Origin of the sequence: Pseudomonas sp. 14P_5.3_Bac1 (assembly GCF_025466135.1) — a bacterium.
In the GTDB taxonomy this organism is placed as follows: domain Bacteria; phylum Pseudomonadota; class Gammaproteobacteria; order Pseudomonadales; family Pseudomonadaceae; genus Aquipseudomonas.
In genome coordinates this window covers 326,123-347,031 of the sequence record NZ_JANLOF010000056.1, presented here as the reverse complement: position 1 = coordinate 347,031, position 20,909 = coordinate 326,123, and the positions used below count along the sequence as shown (strand labels likewise).

General features: G+C 61.2%; 12 protein-coding genes and 1 pseudogene. 10 read left to right on the top strand and 3 right to left on the bottom strand.

What is annotated here, in order from left to right; translation table 11 throughout:
• Nucleotides 1-4,281: pseudogene (locus NTD89_RS13855) on the bottom strand (LapA family giant adhesin); the annotation flags it as partial.
• Between the two features lie 341 nt (nt 4,282-4,622).
• Between NTD89_RS13855 and NTD89_RS13850 the strand changes: the two are divergent.
• The 10 genes from NTD89_RS13850 (at nt 4,623) to NTD89_RS13805 (ending at nt 17,680) form a co-directional block, all read left to right on the top strand.
• Nucleotides 4,623-5,981 (top strand): TolC family outer membrane protein, encoded by a 1,359-nt coding sequence (locus NTD89_RS13850; RefSeq protein ID WP_145159602.1) that lies wholly within the window; start codon nt 4,623-4,625, stop codon nt 5,979-5,981.
• 41 nt (nt 5,982-6,022) lie between these two features.
• Nucleotides 6,023-8,179, top strand: a complete 2,157-nt coding sequence (locus NTD89_RS13845; RefSeq protein ID WP_119738405.1) for a type I secretion system permease/ATPase — start codon at nt 6,023-6,025, stop codon at nt 8,177-8,179.
• The gene (locus tag NTD89_RS13840) at nt 8,169-9,533 is read left to right on the top strand and encodes an HlyD family type I secretion periplasmic adaptor subunit (RefSeq protein WP_106577304.1); all 1,365 of its coding nucleotides are present in this window, start codon (nt 8,169-8,171) and stop codon (nt 9,531-9,533) included. Before NTD89_RS13845 ends, NTD89_RS13840 begins: the two co-directional genes overlap by 11 nt.
• A gap of 216 nt (nt 9,534-9,749) precedes the next feature.
• Nucleotides 9,750-10,643 carry a TauD/TfdA dioxygenase family protein gene (locus NTD89_RS13835; protein WP_262208242.1) on the top strand — a complete coding sequence of 298 codons (894 nt, stop codon included), beginning with the start codon at nt 9,750-9,752 and terminating at the stop codon, nt 10,641-10,643.
• A gap of 26 nt (nt 10,644-10,669) precedes the next feature.
• Nucleotides 10,670-11,521, top strand: a complete 852-nt coding sequence (locus NTD89_RS13830; RefSeq protein WP_262208241.1) for an ABC transporter ATP-binding protein — start codon at nt 10,670-10,672, stop codon at nt 11,519-11,521.
• Between the two features lie 11 nt (nt 11,522-11,532).
• Entirely contained in the window at nt 11,533-12,381 is an 849-nt protein-coding gene (locus NTD89_RS13825) for an ABC transporter permease (RefSeq protein ID WP_262208239.1), read from the top strand.
• A 65-nt stretch (nt 12,382-12,446) separates the two neighbouring features.
• A complete protein-coding gene (locus NTD89_RS13820; protein WP_145159612.1) occupies nt 12,447-13,367 on the top strand; it encodes a LysR family transcriptional regulator in 921 nt (306 codons plus the stop codon).
• Nucleotides 13,368-13,640: 273 nt separating this feature from the next.
• The gene (locus NTD89_RS13815) at nt 13,641-15,176 is read left to right on the top strand and encodes an MFS transporter (protein ID WP_262208238.1); all 1,536 of its coding nucleotides are present in this window, start codon (nt 13,641-13,643) and stop codon (nt 15,174-15,176) included.
• Nucleotides 15,177-15,191: 15 nt separating this feature from the next.
• A complete protein-coding gene (locus NTD89_RS13810) occupies nt 15,192-16,250 on the top strand; it encodes an HlyD family secretion protein (RefSeq protein WP_262208236.1) in 1,059 nt (352 codons plus the stop codon).
• Complete coding sequence (locus NTD89_RS13805) at nt 16,247-17,680, top strand: efflux transporter outer membrane subunit (RefSeq protein WP_262208235.1); 1,434 nt, start codon at nt 16,247-16,249, stop codon at nt 17,678-17,680. Before NTD89_RS13810 ends, NTD89_RS13805 begins: the two co-directional genes overlap by 4 nt.
• Before the next feature lie 115 nt (nt 17,681-17,795).
• On the opposite strand, the gene NTD89_RS13800 is transcribed toward NTD89_RS13805, so the two are convergent.
• Complete coding sequence (locus NTD89_RS13800; RefSeq protein ID WP_262208234.1) at nt 17,796-18,500, bottom strand: DUF3142 domain-containing protein; 705 nt, start codon at nt 18,498-18,500, stop codon at nt 17,796-17,798.
• Nucleotides 18,497-20,662, bottom strand: coding sequence for an outer membrane assembly lipoprotein YfiO (locus NTD89_RS13795; protein ID WP_262208233.1), 2,166 nt, complete (start codon nt 20,660-20,662; stop codon nt 18,497-18,499). Before NTD89_RS13795 ends, NTD89_RS13800 begins: the two co-directional genes overlap by 4 nt.
• Nucleotides 20,663-20,909: the final 247 nt, after the last annotated feature.

Sequence of the window (20,909 nt, the reverse complement as noted above, 5' to 3'; positions counted from 1 at the left end):
CACAGTTCCGCTGGACTTGCCCGCTTCGATGTTGATCGTCTGGCCGTTGCTCAGCGTCACGGTTACCGCGGTTTGCGCAGGGTTGGTCAACGTGGCGGTGTAGGTGATGTTGCCGCCTTCAACGACCGATTGATCAGCCGTCAAAGTGACGGTGGTGGTGTCGATCGAGTCGGTGATCGTGGTGGTGGCTGGCGCAGGGTTGGTTGCCAGGTTCTCGAAGTTGCCACCGGTGGCGCTGGTGATCGTCGTGTTGACGGTCGAACCATTGTTGTAAACGTCGTTGGCCGGAGTTTCGAAAACTACAGTTCCGCTGGACTTGCCCGCTTCGATATTGATCGTCTGACCGTTGCTCAAGGTAACCGTCACCGCAGTTTGCGCCGGGTTAGTCAGCGTGGCGGTGTAAGTAATGTTGCCGCCTTCAACGACCGAGTTATCGGCAGTCAGAGTGACGGTAGTGGTATCAATCGAGTCGGTGATGGTGGTCACTGCTGGCGCTGGGTTGGTTGCCAGGTTTTCGAAGTTACCGCCAGTGGCATTGGTGATCGTCGTATTGACGGTCGAACCGTTGTTGTAAACGTCGTTGGCCGGAGTTTCGAAAACCACAGTTCCGCTTGACTTGCCCGCTTCGATGTTGATCGTCTGGCCGTTGCTCAAGGTAACCGTCACAGCGGTTTGCGCTGGATTGGTCAGCGTAGCGGTGTAGATAATGTTGCCGCCTTCAACGACCGATGGATCCGCCGTCAGAGTGACGGTGGTGGTGTCGATCGAATCAGTAATCGTGGTGGTCGCTGGCGCTGGGTTGGTCGCCAGGTTCTCGAAGTTGCCACCGGTAGCGTTGGTGATCGTCGTGTTGACGGTCGAACCGTTGTTGTAAACATCGTTAGCCGGGGTTTCAAACACCACCGAGCCTGCAGATTTACCGGCCTCAATGACGATCGTCTGACCATTAGAAAGCGTCACAGTCACCGCAGTTTGCGCCGGGTTAGTCAGCGTAGCGGTGTAAGTAATATTGCCGCCTTCAACGACCGATTGATCAGCCGTCAAAGTGACGGTGGTGGTGTCGATCGAATCAGTAATCGTGGTGGTGGCTGGCGCTGGGTTTGTTGCCAGGTTTTCGAAGTTGCCACCGGTAGCGTTGGTGATCGTCGTATTGACGGTCGAACCGTTGTTGTAGACGTCGTTAGCCGGAGTCTCAAACACTACAGTGCCGCTGGACTTGCCCGCTTCGATGTTGATCGTCTGACCGTTGCTCAATGTCACGGTAACCGCAGTCTGCGCCGGGTTTGTCAGCGTAGCGGTGTAAGTAATGTTGCCGCCTTCAACGACCGAAGGATCCGCCGTCAGAGTGACAGTGGTGGTGTCGATCGAGTCGGTGATCGTGGTGACCGCTGGGGCAGTACCTGGAACCAAGTTCTCAAAGTTACCGCCAGTTGCACTGGTAATAGTGGTGCTGACAGTCGAACCGTTGTTGTAGACGTCGTTAGCCGGAGTTTCAAACACCACCGAGCCCGCAGATTTACCGGCTTCGATAACAATGGTCTGGCCGTTGCTCAAGGTAACCGTCACAGCGGTTTGCGCTGGGTTAGTCAGCGTGGCGGTGTAAGTAATGTTGCCGCCTTCAACGACCGAGTTATCGGCAGTCAGAGTGACGGTAGTGGTATCAATCGAGTCGGTGATCGTGGTGACCGCAGGTGTAGTGCTCGGCACCAAGTTCTCGAAGTTACCGCCGGTGGCGTTGGTGATCGTTGTGTTGACGGTCGAACCGTTGTTGTAGACATCGTTAGCCGGAGTTTCAAACACCACCGAGCCTGCAGATTTACCGGCTTCGATAACGATGGTCTGGCCATTGCTCAGCGTCACGGTGACCGGAGTTTGCGCCGGGTTGGTCAACGTGGCGGTGTAAGTGATATTGCCGCCTTCAACGACCGAGTTATCGGCAGTCAACGTAACGGTAGTGGTATCAACCGAATCGGTAATCGTAGTGATCGCAGGTGTAGTGCTCGGCACCAAGTTCTCGAAGTTACCGCCAGTTGCACCGGTAATAGTGGTGCTGACAGTCGAACCATTGTTGTAAACGTCGTTAGCCGGGGTTTCAAAGACTACCGAGCCTGCAGATTTGCCGGCTTCGATGACGATGGTCTGGCCATTAGAAAGCGTCACAGTCACCGGCGTCTGCGCAGGGTTGGTCAGTGTTGCGGTGTAAGTGATCTGACCGCCTTCGGTGACAGTCTCGCCCGCCGTCAACGTAACGGTGGTGGTATCAACCGAATCAGTAATCGTAGTGATCGCAGGTGTAGTGCTCGGCACCAAGTTCTCGAAGTTACCGCCAGTTGCACCGGTAATAGTGGTGCTGACAGTCGAACCATTGTTGTAGACGTCGTTAGCCGGAGTTTCAAAGACTACCGAGCCTGCAGATTTGCCGGCTTCGATGACGATGGTCTGGCCATTAGAAAGCGTCACAGTCACCGGCGTCTGCGCAGGGTTGGTCAGCGTCGCGGTGTAAGTGATTTGACCGCCTTCGGTGACAGTCTCGCCCGCCGTCAACGTGACGGTAGTGGTATCAATCGAATCAGTAATCGTAGTGACCGCAGGCGCAGTGCTCGGCACCAGATTTTCAAAGTTGCCGCCCGTTGCCCCAGTAATCGTGGTGCTAACAGTCGAACCATTGTTGTAAACGTCGTTAGCCGGCGTATCCACCACAACAGTGCCAACCGATTCTCCGGCCTTGATGGTGATCACCGAGCCATTGCTCAAAGTGACCGTCACCGGCGTCTGCGCAGGGTTGGTCAGCGTTGCGGTGTAAGTGATCTGACCGCCTTCGGTGACAGTCTCGCCCGCCGTCAACGTGACGGTGGTGGTGTCGATCGAATCAGTAATCGTAGTGACCGCAGGCGCAGTACTCGGTACCAGGTTCTCAAAGTTACCGCCCGTCGCCCCAGTAATAGTGGTGCTAACAGTCGAACCATTGTTGTAAACGTCGTTAGCCGGCGTATCCACCACCACCGTGCCAACCGACTCACCCGCCTTGATGGTGATCACCGAGCCATTGCTCAAAGTGACCGTCACCGGCGTCTGTGCAGGGTTGGTCAGCGTTGCGGTGTAAGTGATCTGACCGCCTTCGGTGACAGTCTCGCCCGCCGTCAACGTAACAGTGGTGGTATCAACCGAATCAGTAATCGTAGTAACCGCAGGCGCAGTGCTCGGCACCAGGTTCTCAAAGTTACCGCCCGTTGCCCCAGTAATCGTGGTGCTGACAGTCGAACCATTGTTGTAAACGTCGTTAGCCGGCGTATCCACCACCACCGTGCCAACCGACTCACCCGCTTTGATGGTAATCACCGAGCCATTGCTCAAAGTGACCGTCACCGGCGTCTGCGCAGGGTTGGTCAGCGTCGCGGTGTAAGTGATCTGACCGCCTTCGGTCACTGTTCCGCCCGCTGTCAGCGTCACCGTGGTGGTGTCGATGGTATCGGTAATCTGAGTCACGGCCGGATTAGGGTCGAGGGTCAGTACCAGGTTGTTGCCGCCAGTGGTGCCGGTGACGTTGACGCTGATCTGGCTTGGATCGATGTAGGGGCTGTCATTCGGCGCCAGCGGTACGTTGACGGTGCCGGTGGTCTGGCCGGCAATGATGGTGATCACTGCGCCGTTGGACAGCGTGATGTTCAGGTTGCTGGAAGGCGCCTGGGTCACCGTGGCGGTGTAGGTCAGCACGCCGCCGGCTTCGGTGATGCTCGGGGTTGCGCTCAGCGACAGGGTGGACGCCTGCAGCACCAGGTTGCCGCTGTTGTCGGTCGAGCCTTGGGCGCCCGCCAGTTGGGTTTGTGTCGCCGTGGTCTGGCCCAGAGGGCCGGTCGGGAAGCCGATGGTCGGGTCGACACGGCCTGCGGTCGCGTCCAGCACGACGAAGCTGTGGCCGCCGCCTGCGGCGCCGTTACCGGCAGCGGTTGCGCCTGCGGCAGTGGCTTCCAGGTCGGTGGTCGGGTCGGCGCCGGCGGCGATGGCTTGTTGCAGCTCGGCAACCGACGGCGCGGCTTGCTCGGTGGCTGCGGCCAGATCGAGGCTGGAGTCCGGCATGTCGGCGCTCCATTGGGTATCCCGACCGAGGTCCAGCGTGCGGCCGTCGGCCAGTTCCAGGCTGACCGCGCCGGACATGCCGGTGTCTACCTGGTCGCCCGCGAACAGGCGATCACCTTCAACGAGGACGCGGCGTGTCCCTTCCGGAGAAATAACGAAAACGTGACCAACAATGCTTTTGACGATGGCAACAACACTGCTCATTAAAGATTTCTCCGGCGATCCGTTTCTGATGATTTCCATGCGGCCGCTCGCAAGTGCGAGGGCCAAACAGGAGGGGGCGTAGTCTAATTACTTATTGGCGTCAAATAATTGGCTAGATTTATTCGCTATCTAGTTTATGCCAAACTATTGACCTTCTGGTCGCCATCCTAAACAATTGGCCCTGTAATGTCACATTGATATTCATGCGGCGAACCGTCCTACATGTGTGAAGCAGTTCCGCTTTTTGAACTTTCCGACGTACGGTCATTACGGTAGCCATTATCCGACTCAGCGAGGCCAATCGCTGTGATTTGAGACAAGAAGTCCTGGGGAATTTTTAAATGCGTTTGCACCTGTTCAAGGCAATACCGTTCGTACTCGCCGCCAGTTTTGTACAAGCCCAAACATTGCCCCAGGCCATGCAACAGGCATTAGACGTGCACCCGGAAATTCAAGCCGGCGTGAATAGCCGTATCGCCGCTGATTACGATTTACGCGCTGCACAAGGTGGTTACTTGCCTCGCGTAGACCTGAACGCCGGTTATGGTCGTGAAGGCACCGACGATTCCAACACGCGCGCCGCCAGCGGCCCGAACGGCAACCAGTGGGACACCCACAACCGCGGCGAATCGAGCCTGCGTCTGCAGCAGATGATTTTTGACGGTTTCGCCACCTCCAGCGAAGTCGGGCGCCAACAAGCCAACGTCAATTCCCGCGCTTACTCCTTGCTGGGTACTTCCGAGCGCACCGGGTTGACTGTCGCCCAGGTGTACCTGGATGTGCTGACACGCCGTGAGTTCGTGCGCCTGGCTGAAGAAAACCTGCGCAACCACGAACGCATTTACGACCAGATCAAGCTGCGCACCCAGCGCGGCGTCGGTAACGGTGCCGACCAGGACCAGGCCGAAGCGCGTCTGGCCCAGGCCCGCAACAACCTGATCACCGAGCAGACCAACCTGGCCGACTCCCAGGTCAATTACCTCAGCGCCGTCGGCCAGATGCCCGACCAGCTCGAGCGCCCGGCGCCGTTCGTGGCCATGCTGCCGGCTGACTTCAACGAAGCACGCCGCCAGATGCTCGACAACAGCCCGGTCCTGCGTTCGGCCGAGTCGGATATTTCCGCCGCCGAAAGTCAGTACGAAGCTGCCAAGTCCACCTTCTACCCGCACTTTGATGCAGAGCTGGGCACTAATGCCGACAACAACGTCGGCGGCGATGCCGGCCACAGCAACGGTTGGGAAGCCATGGTGCGCATGCGCTTCAACCTGTTCGCCGGTGGCAGCAACAAGGCTGACCTGCAATCGAAGTCCTACCAGGCCAACCAGGCACTGGATATCCGCAACAACGCCCTGCGCCAACTCAACGAAGAACTGGGCCTGGCCTGGAACGCCTTGAACAACGCCAACGCGCAATTGCCGGTAGCCCAGCAATACGTGGATCACAGCACCCGCGTGCGCACCTCTTACCAGCAGCAGTTCAGCCTGGGCCAGCGTACCCTGCTCGACTTGCTCGACAGCGAGAACGAATTGTTCACCGCTTCGCGTCGTCTGGAAGAGATCAAGAACATTCAGTTATTTACTCAATATCGAATCAAGGCGACCATGGGCGAATTGCTCAAAAGTCAGGGCGTGGTCGCACCGATGGCCTCCGTCGTACAGAACGACGTGAAGCCAAAAGTCCAACTGCCTGGGATGAATTGAGTCACCCCTATAGCCCCATCTGTTAGTCGAGAGTGCAGCGCGTGGAATCCGAAGTCAGTCGAGTTCATCTCAGTCATGATCCACGCACGCTGCACGACGACCCGTTACTGGACGGGTTGTTGGCACTTTGTGCCTTGCATCAAAAACCGGCCAGCGCGGCCATGCTCACCACCGGCCTGCCGCTGCCTTCGCAGCGCCTGAGTGCCGAGTTGCTGCCGCGCGCAGCCGCACGTGCCGGCCTGCAAGGGCGGGTGCTGCAACGCAAGCTGGAACAGATTCCGACCATCGCATTGCCCGCGCTGCTGTTGCTCAAGGACGGTCGCAGTACGGTGCTGGTGGGTTGGCAAGGCGAAGACGAAGCCCGCATCCTGCTCAGCGAAAGCGACGGCGGTGAAGTGCTGATCAAGCGTGAGCTGTTGGTCGACGATTACATCGGCAAAGTCTTCTTCGCCCAGCCGCAGCACAAATTCGACGTCAACCACGGCACCCTGATCCCGCGAGCGCGCTCGTGGTTTCGCGACACCCTCAAGCGTTCGCGCTGGCTCTACACCGACGCCATCGCCGCCAGCTTCCTGATCAACATCATCGCCATGGCGGCGCCGCTGTTTGTGATGAACGTCTACGATCGAGTCGTGCCCAACCAGGCCACGTCCACCTTGTGGGTGTTGGCCGTGGGCATCGGCGGCGCGTACCTGTTCGACCTGGTGCTCAAGAGCCTGCGCAGCCTGTGCCTGGACCTGGCCGGCAAAAAAACCGACCTGATCATCTCGGCCACGCTGTTCGAGCGCATTGTCGGCATGTCCATGAAGTACCGCCCGGCACGGGTCGGCAGCTTCGCGCAGAACATCCATGAGTTTCAAAGCCTGCGCGATTTCCTCGCGTCGCTGACCCTCACCAGCCTGATCGACCTGCCGTTCACCCTGCTGATTTTCCTGGTGATCGCCATCCTTGGCGGCCACCTGGTGTGGATTCCGGTGCTGGCTTTCCCGATTGCCCTGGGCATCGGCTACGCCCTGCAAAAACCGTTGGTAGCGACCATGGAGCGGACCATGGCCCTGGCTGCCGAGCGCCAGTCGAGCCTGATCGAAACCCTCGCAGGTTTGGACGCGGTCAAGGTCAACAACGCCGAGAGCGAGCGTCAGTACGGCTGGGAACAGACCATCGGCACCCTCAGCCGGCTGGAGCTGCGCGTGAAGTTGCTGTCGGGCCTGTCGATGAACATGACCCTGCTGATCCAGCAACTGGCCGGCGTGATCATGATCGTGTTCGGCGTGTACCAGATCATCGACGGCAACCTCAGCATGGGCGGCCTGATTGCCTGCTACATGCTCAGTGGCCGTGCGCTGAGCCCGCTGGCCTCGCTGTCGGGCCTGCTGACCCGCTACCAGCAAGCCAAGGTCACCATGACCTCGGTGGACCAGATGATGGAGCTGCCCCAGGAGCGCAATTTCGAAGAACGCCCGATGAGCCGCCGCACCCTGCAAGGTGCCATCGAGTGTCGAGGCCTGAACTTCACCTACCCGAACCAGCAGAATGCCGCGCTGAAAAACATCAACCTGGTGATCAAGCCCGGCGAAAAAATCGGTATCATCGGCCGCAGCGGCTCGGGCAAAAGCTCCCTGGCCAAACTGATCGTCGGCCTGTACCAGCCCGACTCCGGCGCCTTGCTGGTGGACGGCGTGGACGTGCGCCAGATCGACGTGAGCGAATTACGCCACAACATCGGCTACGTCGCCCAAGACATCCAGCTGCTGGCAGGCACCCTGCGCGACAACCTGGTCTCGGGTGCGCGTTATGTCGAAGACGAAATGGTCCTGCAAGCCGCCGAACTGGCCGGCGTGCACGAATTCGCGCGCCTGCACCCGCAAGGCTATGAACTGCAAGTGGGCGAGCGTGGGCAGAACCTGTCCGGCGGCCAGCGCCAGAACGTCGCCCTGGCCCGTGCGCTGTTGCTCAACCCGCCCATCCTGCTGCTGGACGAACCCACCAGCGCCATGGACAACACCGGTGAAGAACGCTTGAAACAACGCCTGCAAGCCGTGGTGCAAAACAAGACCGTGGTGCTGGTCACGCACCGTGCCTCACTGCTCTCGCTGGTGGACCGCTTGCTGGTGGTCGACCGTGGGCAGATCCTCGCGGACGGCCCGAAAGCCGTGGTTATGGAAGCGTTGAAAAAGGGGCAGATCAGTGTTGCTTAACTCCATCAAAAGCGCGGTCGGCCGCTACTTCAAAGGCTCCGATTCGTTGCAGGGCCAGCCGCTGCCTGAGGTCAACAAAGCGCTGATCGAAGATGCACCGCGGGTCATCCGCCTGACCATTTGGGCAATCATTGCGTTCTTCGTGTTTCTGGTGGTGTGGGCAGGCTTCTCCAGCATCGACGAAGTCACCCGCGGCGACGGCAAGGCGATTCCGTCGTCCAAACTGCAAAAAATCCAGAACCTGGAAGGCGGCATCGTCTCCGAGCTGTTCGTCAAGGAAGGCCAGATTGTCGAAGCCGGCGCGCCGCTGATTCGCCTCGACGACACGCGGTTTGTCTCCAACGCCGGCGAAACCGAAGCCTTGCGCCTGGCCATGCAACTGCGCGTCGAGCGCCTGAGCGCGCAGGTGGATGACCGCCCGCTGAACATTCCCGACGACGTGCTCAAGGCCGCGCCAAGCCAGGCGGCCAACGAGCGCTCGCTGTATGAAAGCCGTCGCCAGCAGTTGAAAGACGAAGTCGGCGGTTTGCAGGAGCAACTGGTGCAGCGTCAACAGGAACTGCGCGAGTTCACCTCCAAGCAAGGCCAGTACCGCAGCCAGTTGTCCCTGCAGCGTCAGGAAATCAACATGTCCGAGCCACTGGTGGCCCAGGGTGCGGTGTCGCCGGTGGAAGTGCTGCGCCTCAAGCGCGCCGAGATGGAAACCCGTGGCCAGTTGGACGCCACCACCCTGGCGATTCCCCGTGCCGAATCAGCGATCAAGGAAGTGCAGCGCAAGATCGACGAAACCCGGGGCAAATTCCGCAGTGAAGCGCTGACCCAACTCAACGAAGCGCGCACCGAACTGAACAAGGCCGAATCCACCGGCCGCGCCCTCGAAGACCGCGTCAGCCGCACGCTGGTCACCTCGCCGGTGCGCGGTATCGTCAAGCAGCTGCTGGTCAACACTGTCGGCGGCGTGATCCAGCCGGGCAGCGACATGGTCGAAATCGTGCCGCTTAACGACACCTTGCTGGTGGAAGCCAAGATCCGCCCGCAAGACATCGCGTTCCTGCACCCTGGGCAAGAAGCGATCGTCAAATTCACCGCCTATGACTACACCATTTATGGCGGGCTGAAGGCCAAGCTCGAACGCATCGGTGCTGACACCATCACCGACGAAGACAAGAAAACCACCTACTACATGATCACCTTGCGCACCGACCGCAGCCATTTGGGCACCGATGAGAAGCCGCTGCTGATCATCCCCGGCATGGTCGCCTCGGTGGACATCATCACGGGCAAGAAAAGCATCCTGAGCTACCTGCTCAAGCCGATCATCAAGGCGCGGGCCGAGGCGTTGCACGAGCGCTGATCTTCAGCGCCGGCACGGGCCTCATCGCGGGCAAGCCCGGCTCCCCCATTTGAATATGTTCACAAATCAAAATGTGGGAGCTGGCTTGCCTGCGATGGCGCCATCGGCTTCATCACAGACCCCCCACCCTAATGCATATCGATATTCACTAACGGTATTTAATCGCCCGTTCTTATATCTATAAAGTCACTCTCCTGTCCGACCGGGAGTGCCCTCATGTCCGCCACCTCTACTGTTCCAACAGCGACCCCAACCGCCCAAACCTTCGACATCCGCCCATTCCCCGGCAGCGTTGGCGCCGAGATCGTCGGCCTGGATTTGTCTCGCCCGGTTAACGACCAGGACTTCGCACGCATCCACCGCGCGCACCTGGATCACCACGTCGTGGTGTTCCGCGACCAGCGCATCACCCCCGAACAACAGATCGCTTTCAGCCGCCGCTTCGGTGTGTTGCAGATCCACGTGCTCAAGCAGTTCCTGCTGGCCAACCACCCGGAAATCCTGATCGTCTCCAACATCATAGAAAACGGCCAATCCATCGGCCTGGGGGACGCGGGCAAGTTCTGGCACTCGGACCTGTCCTATAAAGAGCTGCCAAGCCTGGGCTCAATGCTGCACGCCCAGGAGCTGCCCTCCGAAGGCGGCGACACACTGTTTGCCGACATGCACAAAGCCTGGGACCAACTGCCCGAGCACCTGCGCAAAGCGGTGGAGGGCCGCAGCGCTGCGCATTCCTACACCGCGCGCTACAGCGAAACCAAATTCGAAGGCAATTGGCGGCCAACCCTGACGCCTGAGCAGCTGGCCCAAGTGGCCGAAGTGGTGCACCCGATCGTGCGCACTCATCCGGAAAACGGCCGCAAGGCGCTGTTCGTCAGTGAAGGTTTCACCACCCGCATCGTCGGCCTGCCCGAAGATGAAAGCCGCGACCTGCTGGCCCAGCTCTACGCCCACAGCGTGCTGCCGCACAACATCTACCGCCACCAGTGGCAGCCCCACGACCTGGTGTTCTGGGACAACCGCTCGCTGATCCACCTGGCCGCCGGTTGCCCGAGCCACCTGCGCCGCAAGCTGTTTCGCACCACCATTCAGGGCGATGCGCCTTTCTAATCCTGATCCTCGGCAAGAGAGTTGAAATGAACGCGCCCCTGCAAGGCCACGCGGCCAGCAACCTGAACACCGCCCAGCCGCTGTTGGCGGTGGACCACGTCAGCCTCGAATACCGCACCCCCGAGCGCGTAGTGCGGGCCACCCATCAAGTCAGTTTCGAGATCGACCCGGCTGATCGCTACGTGCTGCTCGGCCCTTCGGGCTGCGGCAAATCCACCTTGCTCAAGTCCATCGCCGGGTTTATCAAACCCTGCGAAGGCGAGATTCGCCTGCTCGGGCAACAGGTCGAACAACCCGGCCCGGATCGCATCGTGGTGTTCCAGGAATTCGACCAGTTACCGCCGTGGAAAACCGTCAAGCAGAACGTGATGTTCCCGCTGCTGGCGTCCAAAACCTTGAAGCGTCGCGAAGCCGAAGAGCGTGCGCTGTACTACCTCGAAAAAGTCGGCCTCAGCGCTTTTGCCGATTCTTACCCCCACACCCTGTCCGGCGGCATGAAAGCCCGTGTGGCGATCGCTCGCGCCCTGGCCATGCAGCCAAAAATCCTGCTGATGGATGAACCCTTCGCCGCCCTCGACGCCTTGACCCGACGCAAGATGCAGGAAGAACTGCTGCTGCTCTGGGAAGAGGTGCGCTTCACGCTGTTGTTCGTCACCCATTCCATCGAAGAAGCCTTGGTGGTGGGAAATCGCATCCTGTTGCTGTCGCCGCACCCGGGGCGTGTGCGCGCGGAAATCCATAGCCATCAATACGACCTGCACAGCCTCGGCGGTGTGGAATTCCAGGCGTCGGCGCGGCGCATTCATCGCCTGCTGTTCGATGAAGCGCCCGAGGCCGAACGTGAGTTGGGTTTCGCCGATATCCGCATCGCTTACTGAGGGGCCGACCTATGCGCCAGGAATTTGAAGTACACCTCGAACCGCTGCTCAGCGTCCCCGTTGAACGCGAGCTGCCGCTGCGCCAACGCTTGTGGCAGCAAGGCTGGCTGCGCAAGGGCCTGATCCTGATCGTGCTGGCGGTCCTCTGGGAGGCAGTCGCGCGTTACCAGAACAATGACCTGCTGCTGCCGAGCTTCTTGCAGACCTCTCAAGCGTTATTCGATGGCCTGCTCAGCGGTGAGTTGTTGAGCAAAGTGAGCATCTCGCTGGCGGTGCTGATCAAGGGCTACGTGATCGGCATCGTGCTGGCGTTTGCCCTGACCACGCTGGCGGTCTCGACCCAGCTTGGCCGCGACCTGCTGAGCACACTGACCTCGATGTTCAACCCGCTGCCGGCCATTGCATTGCTGCCGCTGGCCCTGCTGTGGTTCGGCCTGGGGCAGAACAGCCTGATTTTCGTGCTGGTGCATTCGGTGCTGTGGGCCTTGGCGCTGAACACGTATTCGGGGTTTCTCGGCGTGTCTGAAACGCTACGCATGGCCGGCCGCAACTACGGCCTCAAGGGCATGCGTTTTGTGCTGTTCATCCTGATCCCGGCGGCGCTGCCGTCGATTCTTGCCGGGTTGAAAATCGGCTGGGCATTTGCCTGGCGCACGTTGATCGCCGCCGAGCTGGTGTTCGGCGCCAGCAGCGGCAAGGGCGGTTTGGGTTGGTACATCTTCCAGAACCGCAATGAGCTGTACACCGACAAGGTGTTTGCCGGTTTGGCCGTGGTGATTCTGATTGGCTTGCTGGTGGAAAACCTGGTGTTCGACACCTTCGAGCGGCTGACGGTGAAACGCTGGGGCATGCAGCGCTGAACCCGCGATTTTAATCCTGCTACGATTGCACGCAATTCACTCTCCACCGACCATGAGTGCTTGGCATGCAATTACCGGACATGAACCTTCTGGTCGCGCTCGACGCGTTACTCGATGAGGGCAGCGTGGTCGGCGCCGCGCGGCGCATGAACCTCAGCCCGGCGGCCATGAGCCGCACCCTCACGCGTATTCGCGAAGCGGTGGGCGACCCGATCCTGGTGCGCGCCGGGCGTGGTCTGGTGCCAACGCCCAAGGCGCTGCAGTTGCAAGGCCAGGTGCGCAACGTGGTGGAGCAGGCGGCGTTGTTGTTCCGCTCGGCAGACCAGGTTGACCTGAGCACCTTGCGCCGGCGTTTCAGCGTGCGTGCCAATGACTTCTTTATCGGCGTGTATGGCGGTCGGCTGTTCGACACCATGGAACGCATGGCACCGCTGTGCGAGCTGTGTTTTGTGCCCGAAGGCGACACCGATGACGAGGCATTGCGTGAAGGCCGGCTGGACCTGCGGGTGAGTAATTCCATGCCGTCCAGCCCCGAAGTGAAGGTGCAGAACCTGTTTTCCACCACCTTTGTGGGCCTTGCGCGCGAGGACCACCCACTGTTTGACGAAGAAATCACCGCCGCGCGGTTTGCCAGCTACTCCCACATCAGCATTTCGCGACGCGGCATCGCCCGCGGGCCAATCGACACGGCGCTCAATGCCCTGGGCCTGGAGCGCCGCGTGGCCATGATCGCCCCAGGCTTTCATGGCGCGATGTTCATGCTGCCCGATTCCGACCTGCTGCTGCCGGTGCCCAAGGAAGCCCTGCTGAGTGCCAATCGCCTGAAGCTGCCCCTGCGCGCATTCCAATTGCCAATCTCCCTGCCGACGCTGATGCTGGCCCAGTTCTGGCATCCGCGTTTCGACAAAGACCCTGCCCATAAGTGGCTGCGCGAAACCATGCGCGAAAGTTGCCACGCCACCTGGCTGGAAGCGCAGCCCACCTAAAGTGTAGGCACTGGCTTATCGTGGCGAGCGGGCTTGCCCCGCGTTGGGCTGCGAAGCGGCCCCAAAGCCAGGCGCTGAGTTTCATCAGAAAACTCTCAGTGTCTTTATCGGGGCCGCTTCGCAGCCCAGCGCGGGGCAAGCCAGCTACCACGGGATCAGTGCGTGGCCAAACAGTTGCGTCTGGCGCACTTATAAGCTTCCGGCAAGTAACTTTTTGTTATGGGTGTGCCTGATTAAACTGCTCGGGTATTTCTAATCCCGAGTTACCTGTCCATGACCTCCCTCGCTGCCCCCGCCCTCCAGGCTGCAGCCAAACCCACTGCGCTCAACCCGCCCGTGTTCGGCCCGCGCATCATCATTGGCTTGGTCGGCGTATTGCTGGCGGTGCTGGTGTCCGGTCTCAACGAGATGGTCACCAAAGTCGCCCTCGCCGATATCCGTGGTGCGCTGTACATCGGTTTTGACGAAGGCACCTGGCTGGTCGCGGCTTATACGGCGACCTCCGTGGCGGCGATGGCCTTCGCGCCCTGGTGTTCGGTGACGTTTTCCCTGCGCCGCTTCACGCTGTGTGCCATCGGCGTGTTCACCGTGCTGGGCATCCTGTGCCCGTTTGCGCCGAACTACCAAACCCTGCTGGTGCTGCGCACCGTGCAAGGCCTGGCCGGTGGCGCGTTGCCGCCGATGTTGATGACCGTGGCGCTGCGTTTCCTGCCGGCCAACGTCAAGCTGTATGGCCTGGCGGGTTACGCACTCACCGCCACGTTCGGCCCAAGCCTGGGCACGCCGTTGGCGGCGCTGTGGACTGAATACGTCGGCTGGCAATGGGCGTTCTGGCAGATCGTCGCGCCGTGCCTGCTGGCGATGGCCGCCGTGGCCTACGGCTTGCCGCAAGACCCGGTGCGCCTGGAGCGCTTCAAGCAGTTCAACTGGCGCGGCGTGCTGCTGGGCTTCCCGGCGATCTGCATGCTGGTGATCGGCTTGTTGCAGGGCAATCGCCTGGACTGGTTCGAGTCCGGCCTGATCACCTTTCTGCTCAGCGGCGGCACGCTGTTGCTGGTGCTGTTTCTGATCAATGAATGGTCGCAGCCGATTCCGTTTTTCAAGTTGCAGATGCTCGGCCTGCGCAACCTGGCGTTTGCCCTGATCGTGCTGGCGGGTGTGCTGATGGTGCTGACGTCGGTCATTATCATCCCGTCGAGTTTCCTCGCCCAGGTTCAGGGTTACCGGCCGTTGCAAACTGCGCCGGTGATGCTGCTGATGGCGTTGCCGCAGTTGATTGCGCTGCCGTTGGTGGCGGCGCTGTGCAACCTGCGCTGGGTCGATTGCCGCTGGGTCCTGGGGATTGGCTTGAGCATGCTGGTGCTGTGCTGTGTGGGCAGCTCGCACCTGACGTCGGAGTGGATCCGGGATGATTTCTACGGCCTCTACCTGCTGCAAATCTTTGGTCAGCCCATGGCCGTACTGCCGCTGCTGATGCTCTCCACTGGCAGCATCCAACCGATGGACGGGCCGTTCGCCTCGGCGTGGTTCAACACCGTCAAAGGCCTGGCCGCCGTGATCGCCACCGCCGTGCTGGACACGCTGACCACCCAGCGTCTGCACTTTCACTCGACCATGTTGGTGGACCGCCTGGGCAACTCGCCCCTGGCCGACGGCGACGCGCCGGGCTTGGCGCACCGCCTGCACGAGCAGGCCGTGGTGCTGACTTCTTCGGACCTTTATTACGTCATGGCCGCTGTCGCAGTGGCGTTGATTCTGCTGATTTTCTGGATGCCGACGCGGATTTTTCCACCGCGCGCACCGACCTAGCCAAAAGGATTTCTCATGAAACGCAAAGACAAAATTGCCGTCGCCGTTATTGCTGTGTTTGCCGTCGGTGTACAGGTTTATCTGGTTGCGCCCGGCCTGTTGGGCAGCAAGCGCCAGACCACCAACGACGCCTTCGTTGCCGCCGACTTCACCTTGGTGGCGCCGCGCGTGGCCGGTTTTATCAAGGAAGTGCTGGTGGAAGACAACCAGCGCGTCAAGGCCGGCCAGCTGTTGGCGTTGATCGATGACCGCGATTTTCGCGCCGCCGCCCAGGCGGCCGATGCCGACACGCTCGTCGCCCAGGCCCAACTGAAAAACGCCACCGCGACCCTCGAACGCCAAAGCTCGGTGATCGCCCAGGCCCAGGCCACCGTAGCGGCGGACCGTGCCGAAGTGGCTTTTGCCGAACACGAACTGAACCGCTACAACCACCTCGCCGGGGTAGGCGCGGGCACCGTGCAGAACGCCCAGCAAGCCAAGACCCGCATCGACCAGGCCACCGCGCGCCTGGCCAATGCCACGGCGGTGCTCGCGGCAGAGCGCAAGCAGGTGGAAATCCTCACCGCCCAGCGCGATGCCGCCGAAGGCGGACTCAAACGTGCCCAGGCAGCGCTCGAAATGGCCAGCTATCAACTCTCTTACACGCGCATCGTCGCGCCGGTGGATGGCATGGTCGGTGAGCGCGCGGTACGGGTGGGCGCCTATGTGACGCCGGGCAGCAAGATCCTCGCCGTGGTGCCCTTGGCCGAGGCCTATGTGGTGGCCAACTTTCAGGAAACCCAGTTGTGGCACATGCACGCGGGTCAAGCCGTGCAGGTGCGCGTCGACAGCCTCGACGGCGAACTGCTCAAGGGCCACCTGGAAAGCCTCGCACCCGCCACGGGCGTGACGTTCGCCTCGGTCAAACCCGACAACGCCACCGGCAATTTCACCAAGGTGGTGCAACGCATTCCGGTGAAGATCGTGCTCGAACCCAATCAGCCACTGACCGAGCGCTTGCGTGTCGGCATGTCGGTGGAGGCCAGCGTCGACACCCAGCCTGTTGCGCAGCCGCGTGAGGTGGCCCAGCAATGAAGCCATTTGCCTGGCTCACCTTGAGCCTCATCAGCCTCAGTGCCTGTACCGTTGGCCCGGATTTCCAGCGGCCGCAAGGCCCGCACATCACGCAATGGGGCGAGCCCCAAGGGCGCCAAGCCGCCAGCCGCGCCGTCACCGAGCCTTTGCAGGAGCGTTGGTGGGACGTGTTCCACGATGCGCAACTCTCGGCCCTCACACGCCGTGCGCTCACCGATAACCTCGACCTGAAACTGGCCAGCAGCCGCCTGCAACAAAGCCGCGCCGTGCGCCAGGTGACCACCGCCGAGCGTTATCCCAACGTCAACGCCACCGGTGGTTATCAGCGTGAGCGCAACAGCGCTAAGGGTTTGAGTGATCCGTCCGGCGAGAATGGCCGTTCGGGGTTCAACCAATGGGACATGGGTTTCTCCGCCGCCTGGGAATTGGACTTCTGGGGCCGTGTAAAACGTGAAACCGAAGCCGCCGACGCCACCTTGCAAGTGGCCGAAGACGACCGCCGCGCCGTGCTGTTGTCGGTGCTCGCCGAAACCGCCCAGGACTACATCCAGTTGCGCGGCGTGCAGAACACCCGCGCCGTCACCGAGCAAAACCTCGACGTCGCTCGCCACAGCCTCAAACTCTCGCAACTGCGCCTGGCCGACGGTGTCGCGACCGACCTGGACGTGGCCGAAGCGGCTGCCCAAGTGGCCGCCATCGAAGCGCGCCTGCCGGATTTGCAGCAGCGCCAGGACCAATTGATCAATGCCCTGAGCCTGTTGATGGGCGAGCCGCCACAGGCCCTGCATGCACAGTTGTCCAAGGACGCCGCCGTGCCGCAAACCCAGCGCCAGGTCGCCATCGGCTTGCCGTCGGAGCTGGCTGAACGCCGCCCCGACATCCGCCAGGCCGAAGCACGCCTGCACGCGGCCACCGCCACTATCGGCGTGGCCAAGGGTGACTTCTACCCGCGCATCACCCTGTCCGGCAGCCTGGGCTCCCAGGCCTTGCAACTGTCGGATTTCGGCTCATGGGGCTCGCGTGCGTTCGCCTTCGGCCCGCAATTCAGCTTGCCGCTGTTCAACGGCGGGCGCCTGCAAGGCATGTTGAACCTGCGTGAAGCGCAGCAACAGGAAGCCGCGCTGGCCTACCAGCAAACCGTGCTGCGCGCCTGGCATGAAATCGACGACCAGCTGACTCGCTACAACGCCAGCCAACTGCGCCGCGACAGCCTCGCCGAAGCGGTGCGCCAGAACCAGATCGCGTTGAGCACCGCGCAACAGCAGTACGTCGAAGGCGTGGTGGATTTCGTCAACGTGCTGACCGTGCAAAGCGCGCTATTGGCAACGCAAGAGCAATGGGTTGAAAGCTCCACCGGCGTGTCGTTGGCCATGGTCGGGTTGTACAAGGCGCTGGGCGGCGGGTGGCAGTCTGTTTATCCCGCAGGCTAAACACAACACCCTGTGGGAGCGGGCTTGCCCGCGATGAGGGCATATCATTCAACATCACGTTGACTGAACTGCCGCTATCGCGGGCAAGCCCGCTCCCACAAGGGGTATTGAGTGACTATGGATTCTGCAGAAAAACCACATACCCGCGAAACCACTCATTCCCCTTCAAATACCCCGGCGCCTCCCACACGCCGCCCTGAATCAAGCCGACCTTGAATGGCAGCCCCAGCCGGTTCATGCGCGGCAAATACGCGGCGTAATCCGGGATGCTGTGGCGCCCTTGATACGTCTGCACCACCACTTCATCCACCACGCCTTTGAGCTGCGCGATGGCGGTTGGGTCGGCATTGCTGCTCCAGTCCATCAGCCCGGTGATGCTCAGCTTCAAGTCGGCGGGCAGGCGGTGGCGCAGGTCGCGCAGGAAGTCGGCGTACTCGTGCAGGTATTGGGTGCGGGCGTCGAAGTCGATCTGGATGCCGACCACCGGGTTGCCCGCGTCGCGCCAGCGTTGCACCTGGCCGAGCAGTTGGGTGTAGACCTGTTCTGGCCAGTGCAGAGTGTGGGCGCGGTAGACCACCCAGACGTCGCCCCGGGTGAGGCGCGGGATGCCGAGGCCTTGGGCGATCAGTTGCACGCCGCGCTCGGGGGCGCGGCGGGTGGAGTTGATCTGGCCTTGCAGGATGTACAGGGTTTTTGCCTGCTTGAGGACTGGCTGTGGAGTAACGCCACTCCACAGCCAGAAGGCGTCGTAGTCGCGAGCGTCGACGGCGCCAAAGGCCGGGCTTGCCAGCAGGAGCAAGCCGAGCCACAGGTGCTTCACCAGTAGTACTGCAGCGATTTGCCCCACTGGGTGTCGGCGAAGCCGCTTTTGAGCTGGCGGAACCAGGCCTTGCGCACGGCAGGTTCAACGTCATCGCCGCCGCAGCTGTTGTAGCCGGCCGGTGCATAGCAGTTGATGGCGCGGAACAGTGCGTAGGCCTTGTCGTTCTTCGGCGCCTTGGCGTTGGCGATCACCTGCTTGTAGCCGTTGAGCCGCGAGAAGGTTTCACCGGGGAATGGCGACGCGGTGCTGCCCAGGCTGCCGGCGGCGCGTGCCTGTTCCAGGGGCATGCCGTCGAGGTTATTGCGCAAGATGAATTCACCAAAGCAGTTCAGGGCTTGCGGGTTTTTCGCATCGGTTTGCAAGGTGGCGGCGGTTTGCGCGATGGTCGGGCAGCTGTAGCCGGATTCGGCTTTTTCACCGTTCCATTGGAACAGCTTCAAACTCTGGCCGCCGCTGTAGACGTAGCCCAGGCTGGTGCCCAGCTTGTCTTCAGGGGCCGGCGCTGGCAGTTGCTTGAGGTCGTCGGCGAAGGTGGCGAACTGGCCGCGCAGCAAGTCCTTATAAAGCAGCACGAATTGCGCGGTCTGGCGCTCCACCGGGTCGTCGGCGTTGGCGATCTGCTGGCGCAGCAAGTCAGGCCCGGCAACGTTGCGCAGCAGGATGTAACGCACTTGCTTGGCGCTGATCGGCGAATCGGCGGCGAACACTTTGGCCAGTTGGCCGCTGCGCTCGTAGTTGAGTGCCAGGGCCAACTCCAACTGGTCGCGTTGCAGCGCCAATTTGGCCAGCGGCAGCAGTTGCAGCCACAGGTCTTGTGCGCCTTTCCAGTCTTGCTTGGCTTCCAGGGCCAGGGCGCGCAGGGTTTGTTGGCTGAAGGCGAAGTAATTCAGGCTCGACGGCACGCTTTGCGGCAACTGCTTCAAGGCGGCATCCGGTTGATGCTCGACGTACAGCGCGATCACGGCTAACAAGTAGTTGTAAAACGCCGGCTCATCGGCAAACGCTGCTTTTTGCTTCTCAAGGTCTGCGCGGCTGAGCGCGGGCTGGTTGCCGCCACGCATGACCATCAGGTCGCTGACGAGTTGGATCATCGGCGTCTTGACCGTGTCGCTATTGACCATCAACAGCTTGAGGTCGGCCTCTTCGACCAATTCATCCACCGACACATTGCGCTGCTCGTCGGTGGCTTGAGTCAGTTGCCAGGCAAACGCCTCGGCGAGTTTTTCGTTGTCGTCCGCCAGCCAGTAAACCCGGCGCAGCAAGCCGCGCGCCGAGGCGCTGTACTCGCCCTGTGGATAAGTTTTCAGATACGCGTTGAAGCCTTTCTCGGCCTCGGCGAGCGCAGGTTTATCCACACGGTCGAGGTGCGGCACGCCGTCTTCGTCATAGGTGTTGGCCTGGGCCTGATTGAGTGCGTTACGCGCGATCATGTACAGCGCGGTTTCTTTCAGCCAGGGCGAAGTAGCGTTCTGGGTGGCGACGAAGCCAGGCCCGGCGTCGGTGAAACGGCCTGTGTAGAAATCGGCGGCGGCTTGCAGGTACGTGCGAAACAGCTGACCTTCGGTCGACTGGATATCTTGCGGCGGCTCCACCACCGGGCCTACCCATTCACAGGCGGTGAGCAATTGCAGGCGCGCCTTCACCAGCAGATCGCGTTCAGTGGCTGGCATGTCGGCTTTGACCACCTGGCTGATAAACGCGGCGGCGCTGTTTTCGTCGTTGCTGCGGCAGCGGCTGCCTTCGCCATTGAGAAACGCATCGCCGGCAGCTTTGGCGTCGTCGCGCTTGATGCCCAGCGGTTCAAGCAGTGCATCGAGTGGCGAGGTGTTGGGGGCGTCGGACGTGCTGACCGGCTCGGCTTCGCCACGCGGCACAAGGCGATACACCGGGAACGGCACCGGGCCAAAACCCTCGGCCAGGTCATCCTCGCTCAGGGCATTGGGCGTCAGCGGCGCGGCTTTCCTGTCGGCCAGCAACAAGCGCAGATTGGCCCGGCTGTCATTGCCAGGGCTCAGGAACGGCAGGTTGTTGCAGGGGTCCAGCGTGTCACGCGACACCCGCCAGTCGGGGTAACACGAGTCGTCCGAACTGGCCTGGGCCGGTAGGGAAATGCCGGCAAGCAGGGCCAGAGCCAGAGGTGACAAAAAACCGATGCGCATGACGTGTCCTTGATCCTGAGTCCTTGGAGGGTGCCAATCATAGCTTGATCCGGCAGCAGCTTCGGTGAAGGCCTACACAAATTGCTGATTTGTCCGATTTTTGGTCGTGGCAATGCTCAGCGAAATCCGGGCGCAGTGGCGGGTCTATGAGCTTCAAGTCAAATCCCGCGGTGTGCCGCCCGACGGTTGTAAAACAGCGAGCGAAACCGGGGCTTTTGTCCTAGAGTGGCGCTTGTTTGCGCGTGTG

Excerpts from the sequence above, each read along its gene's own strand:
- NTD89_RS13815 (WP_262208238.1), top strand. The coding sequence starts at position 13,641 with ATGACCTCCCTCGCTGCCCCCGCCCTCCAGGCTGCAGCCAAACCCACT.
- NTD89_RS13795 (WP_262208233.1), bottom strand. The coding sequence starts at position 20,662 with ATGCGCATCGGTTTTTTGTCACCTCTGGCTCTGGCCCTGCTTGCCGGC.
- NTD89_RS13820 (WP_145159612.1), top strand. The coding sequence starts at position 12,447 with ATGCAATTACCGGACATGAACCTTCTGGTCGCGCTCGACGCGTTACTC.
- NTD89_RS13830 (WP_262208241.1), top strand. The coding sequence starts at position 10,670 with ATGAACGCGCCCCTGCAAGGCCACGCGGCCAGCAACCTGAACACCGCC.
- NTD89_RS13835 (WP_262208242.1), top strand. The coding sequence starts at position 9,750 with ATGTCCGCCACCTCTACTGTTCCAACAGCGACCCCAACCGCCCAAACC.
- NTD89_RS13805 (WP_262208235.1), top strand. The coding sequence starts at position 16,247 with ATGAAGCCATTTGCCTGGCTCACCTTGAGCCTCATCAGCCTCAGTGCC.
- NTD89_RS13850 (WP_145159602.1), top strand. The coding sequence starts at position 4,623 with ATGCGTTTGCACCTGTTCAAGGCAATACCGTTCGTACTCGCCGCCAGT.
- NTD89_RS13810 (WP_262208236.1), top strand. The coding sequence starts at position 15,192 with ATGAAACGCAAAGACAAAATTGCCGTCGCCGTTATTGCTGTGTTTGCC.
- NTD89_RS13825 (WP_262208239.1), top strand. The coding sequence starts at position 11,533 with ATGCGCCAGGAATTTGAAGTACACCTCGAACCGCTGCTCAGCGTCCCC.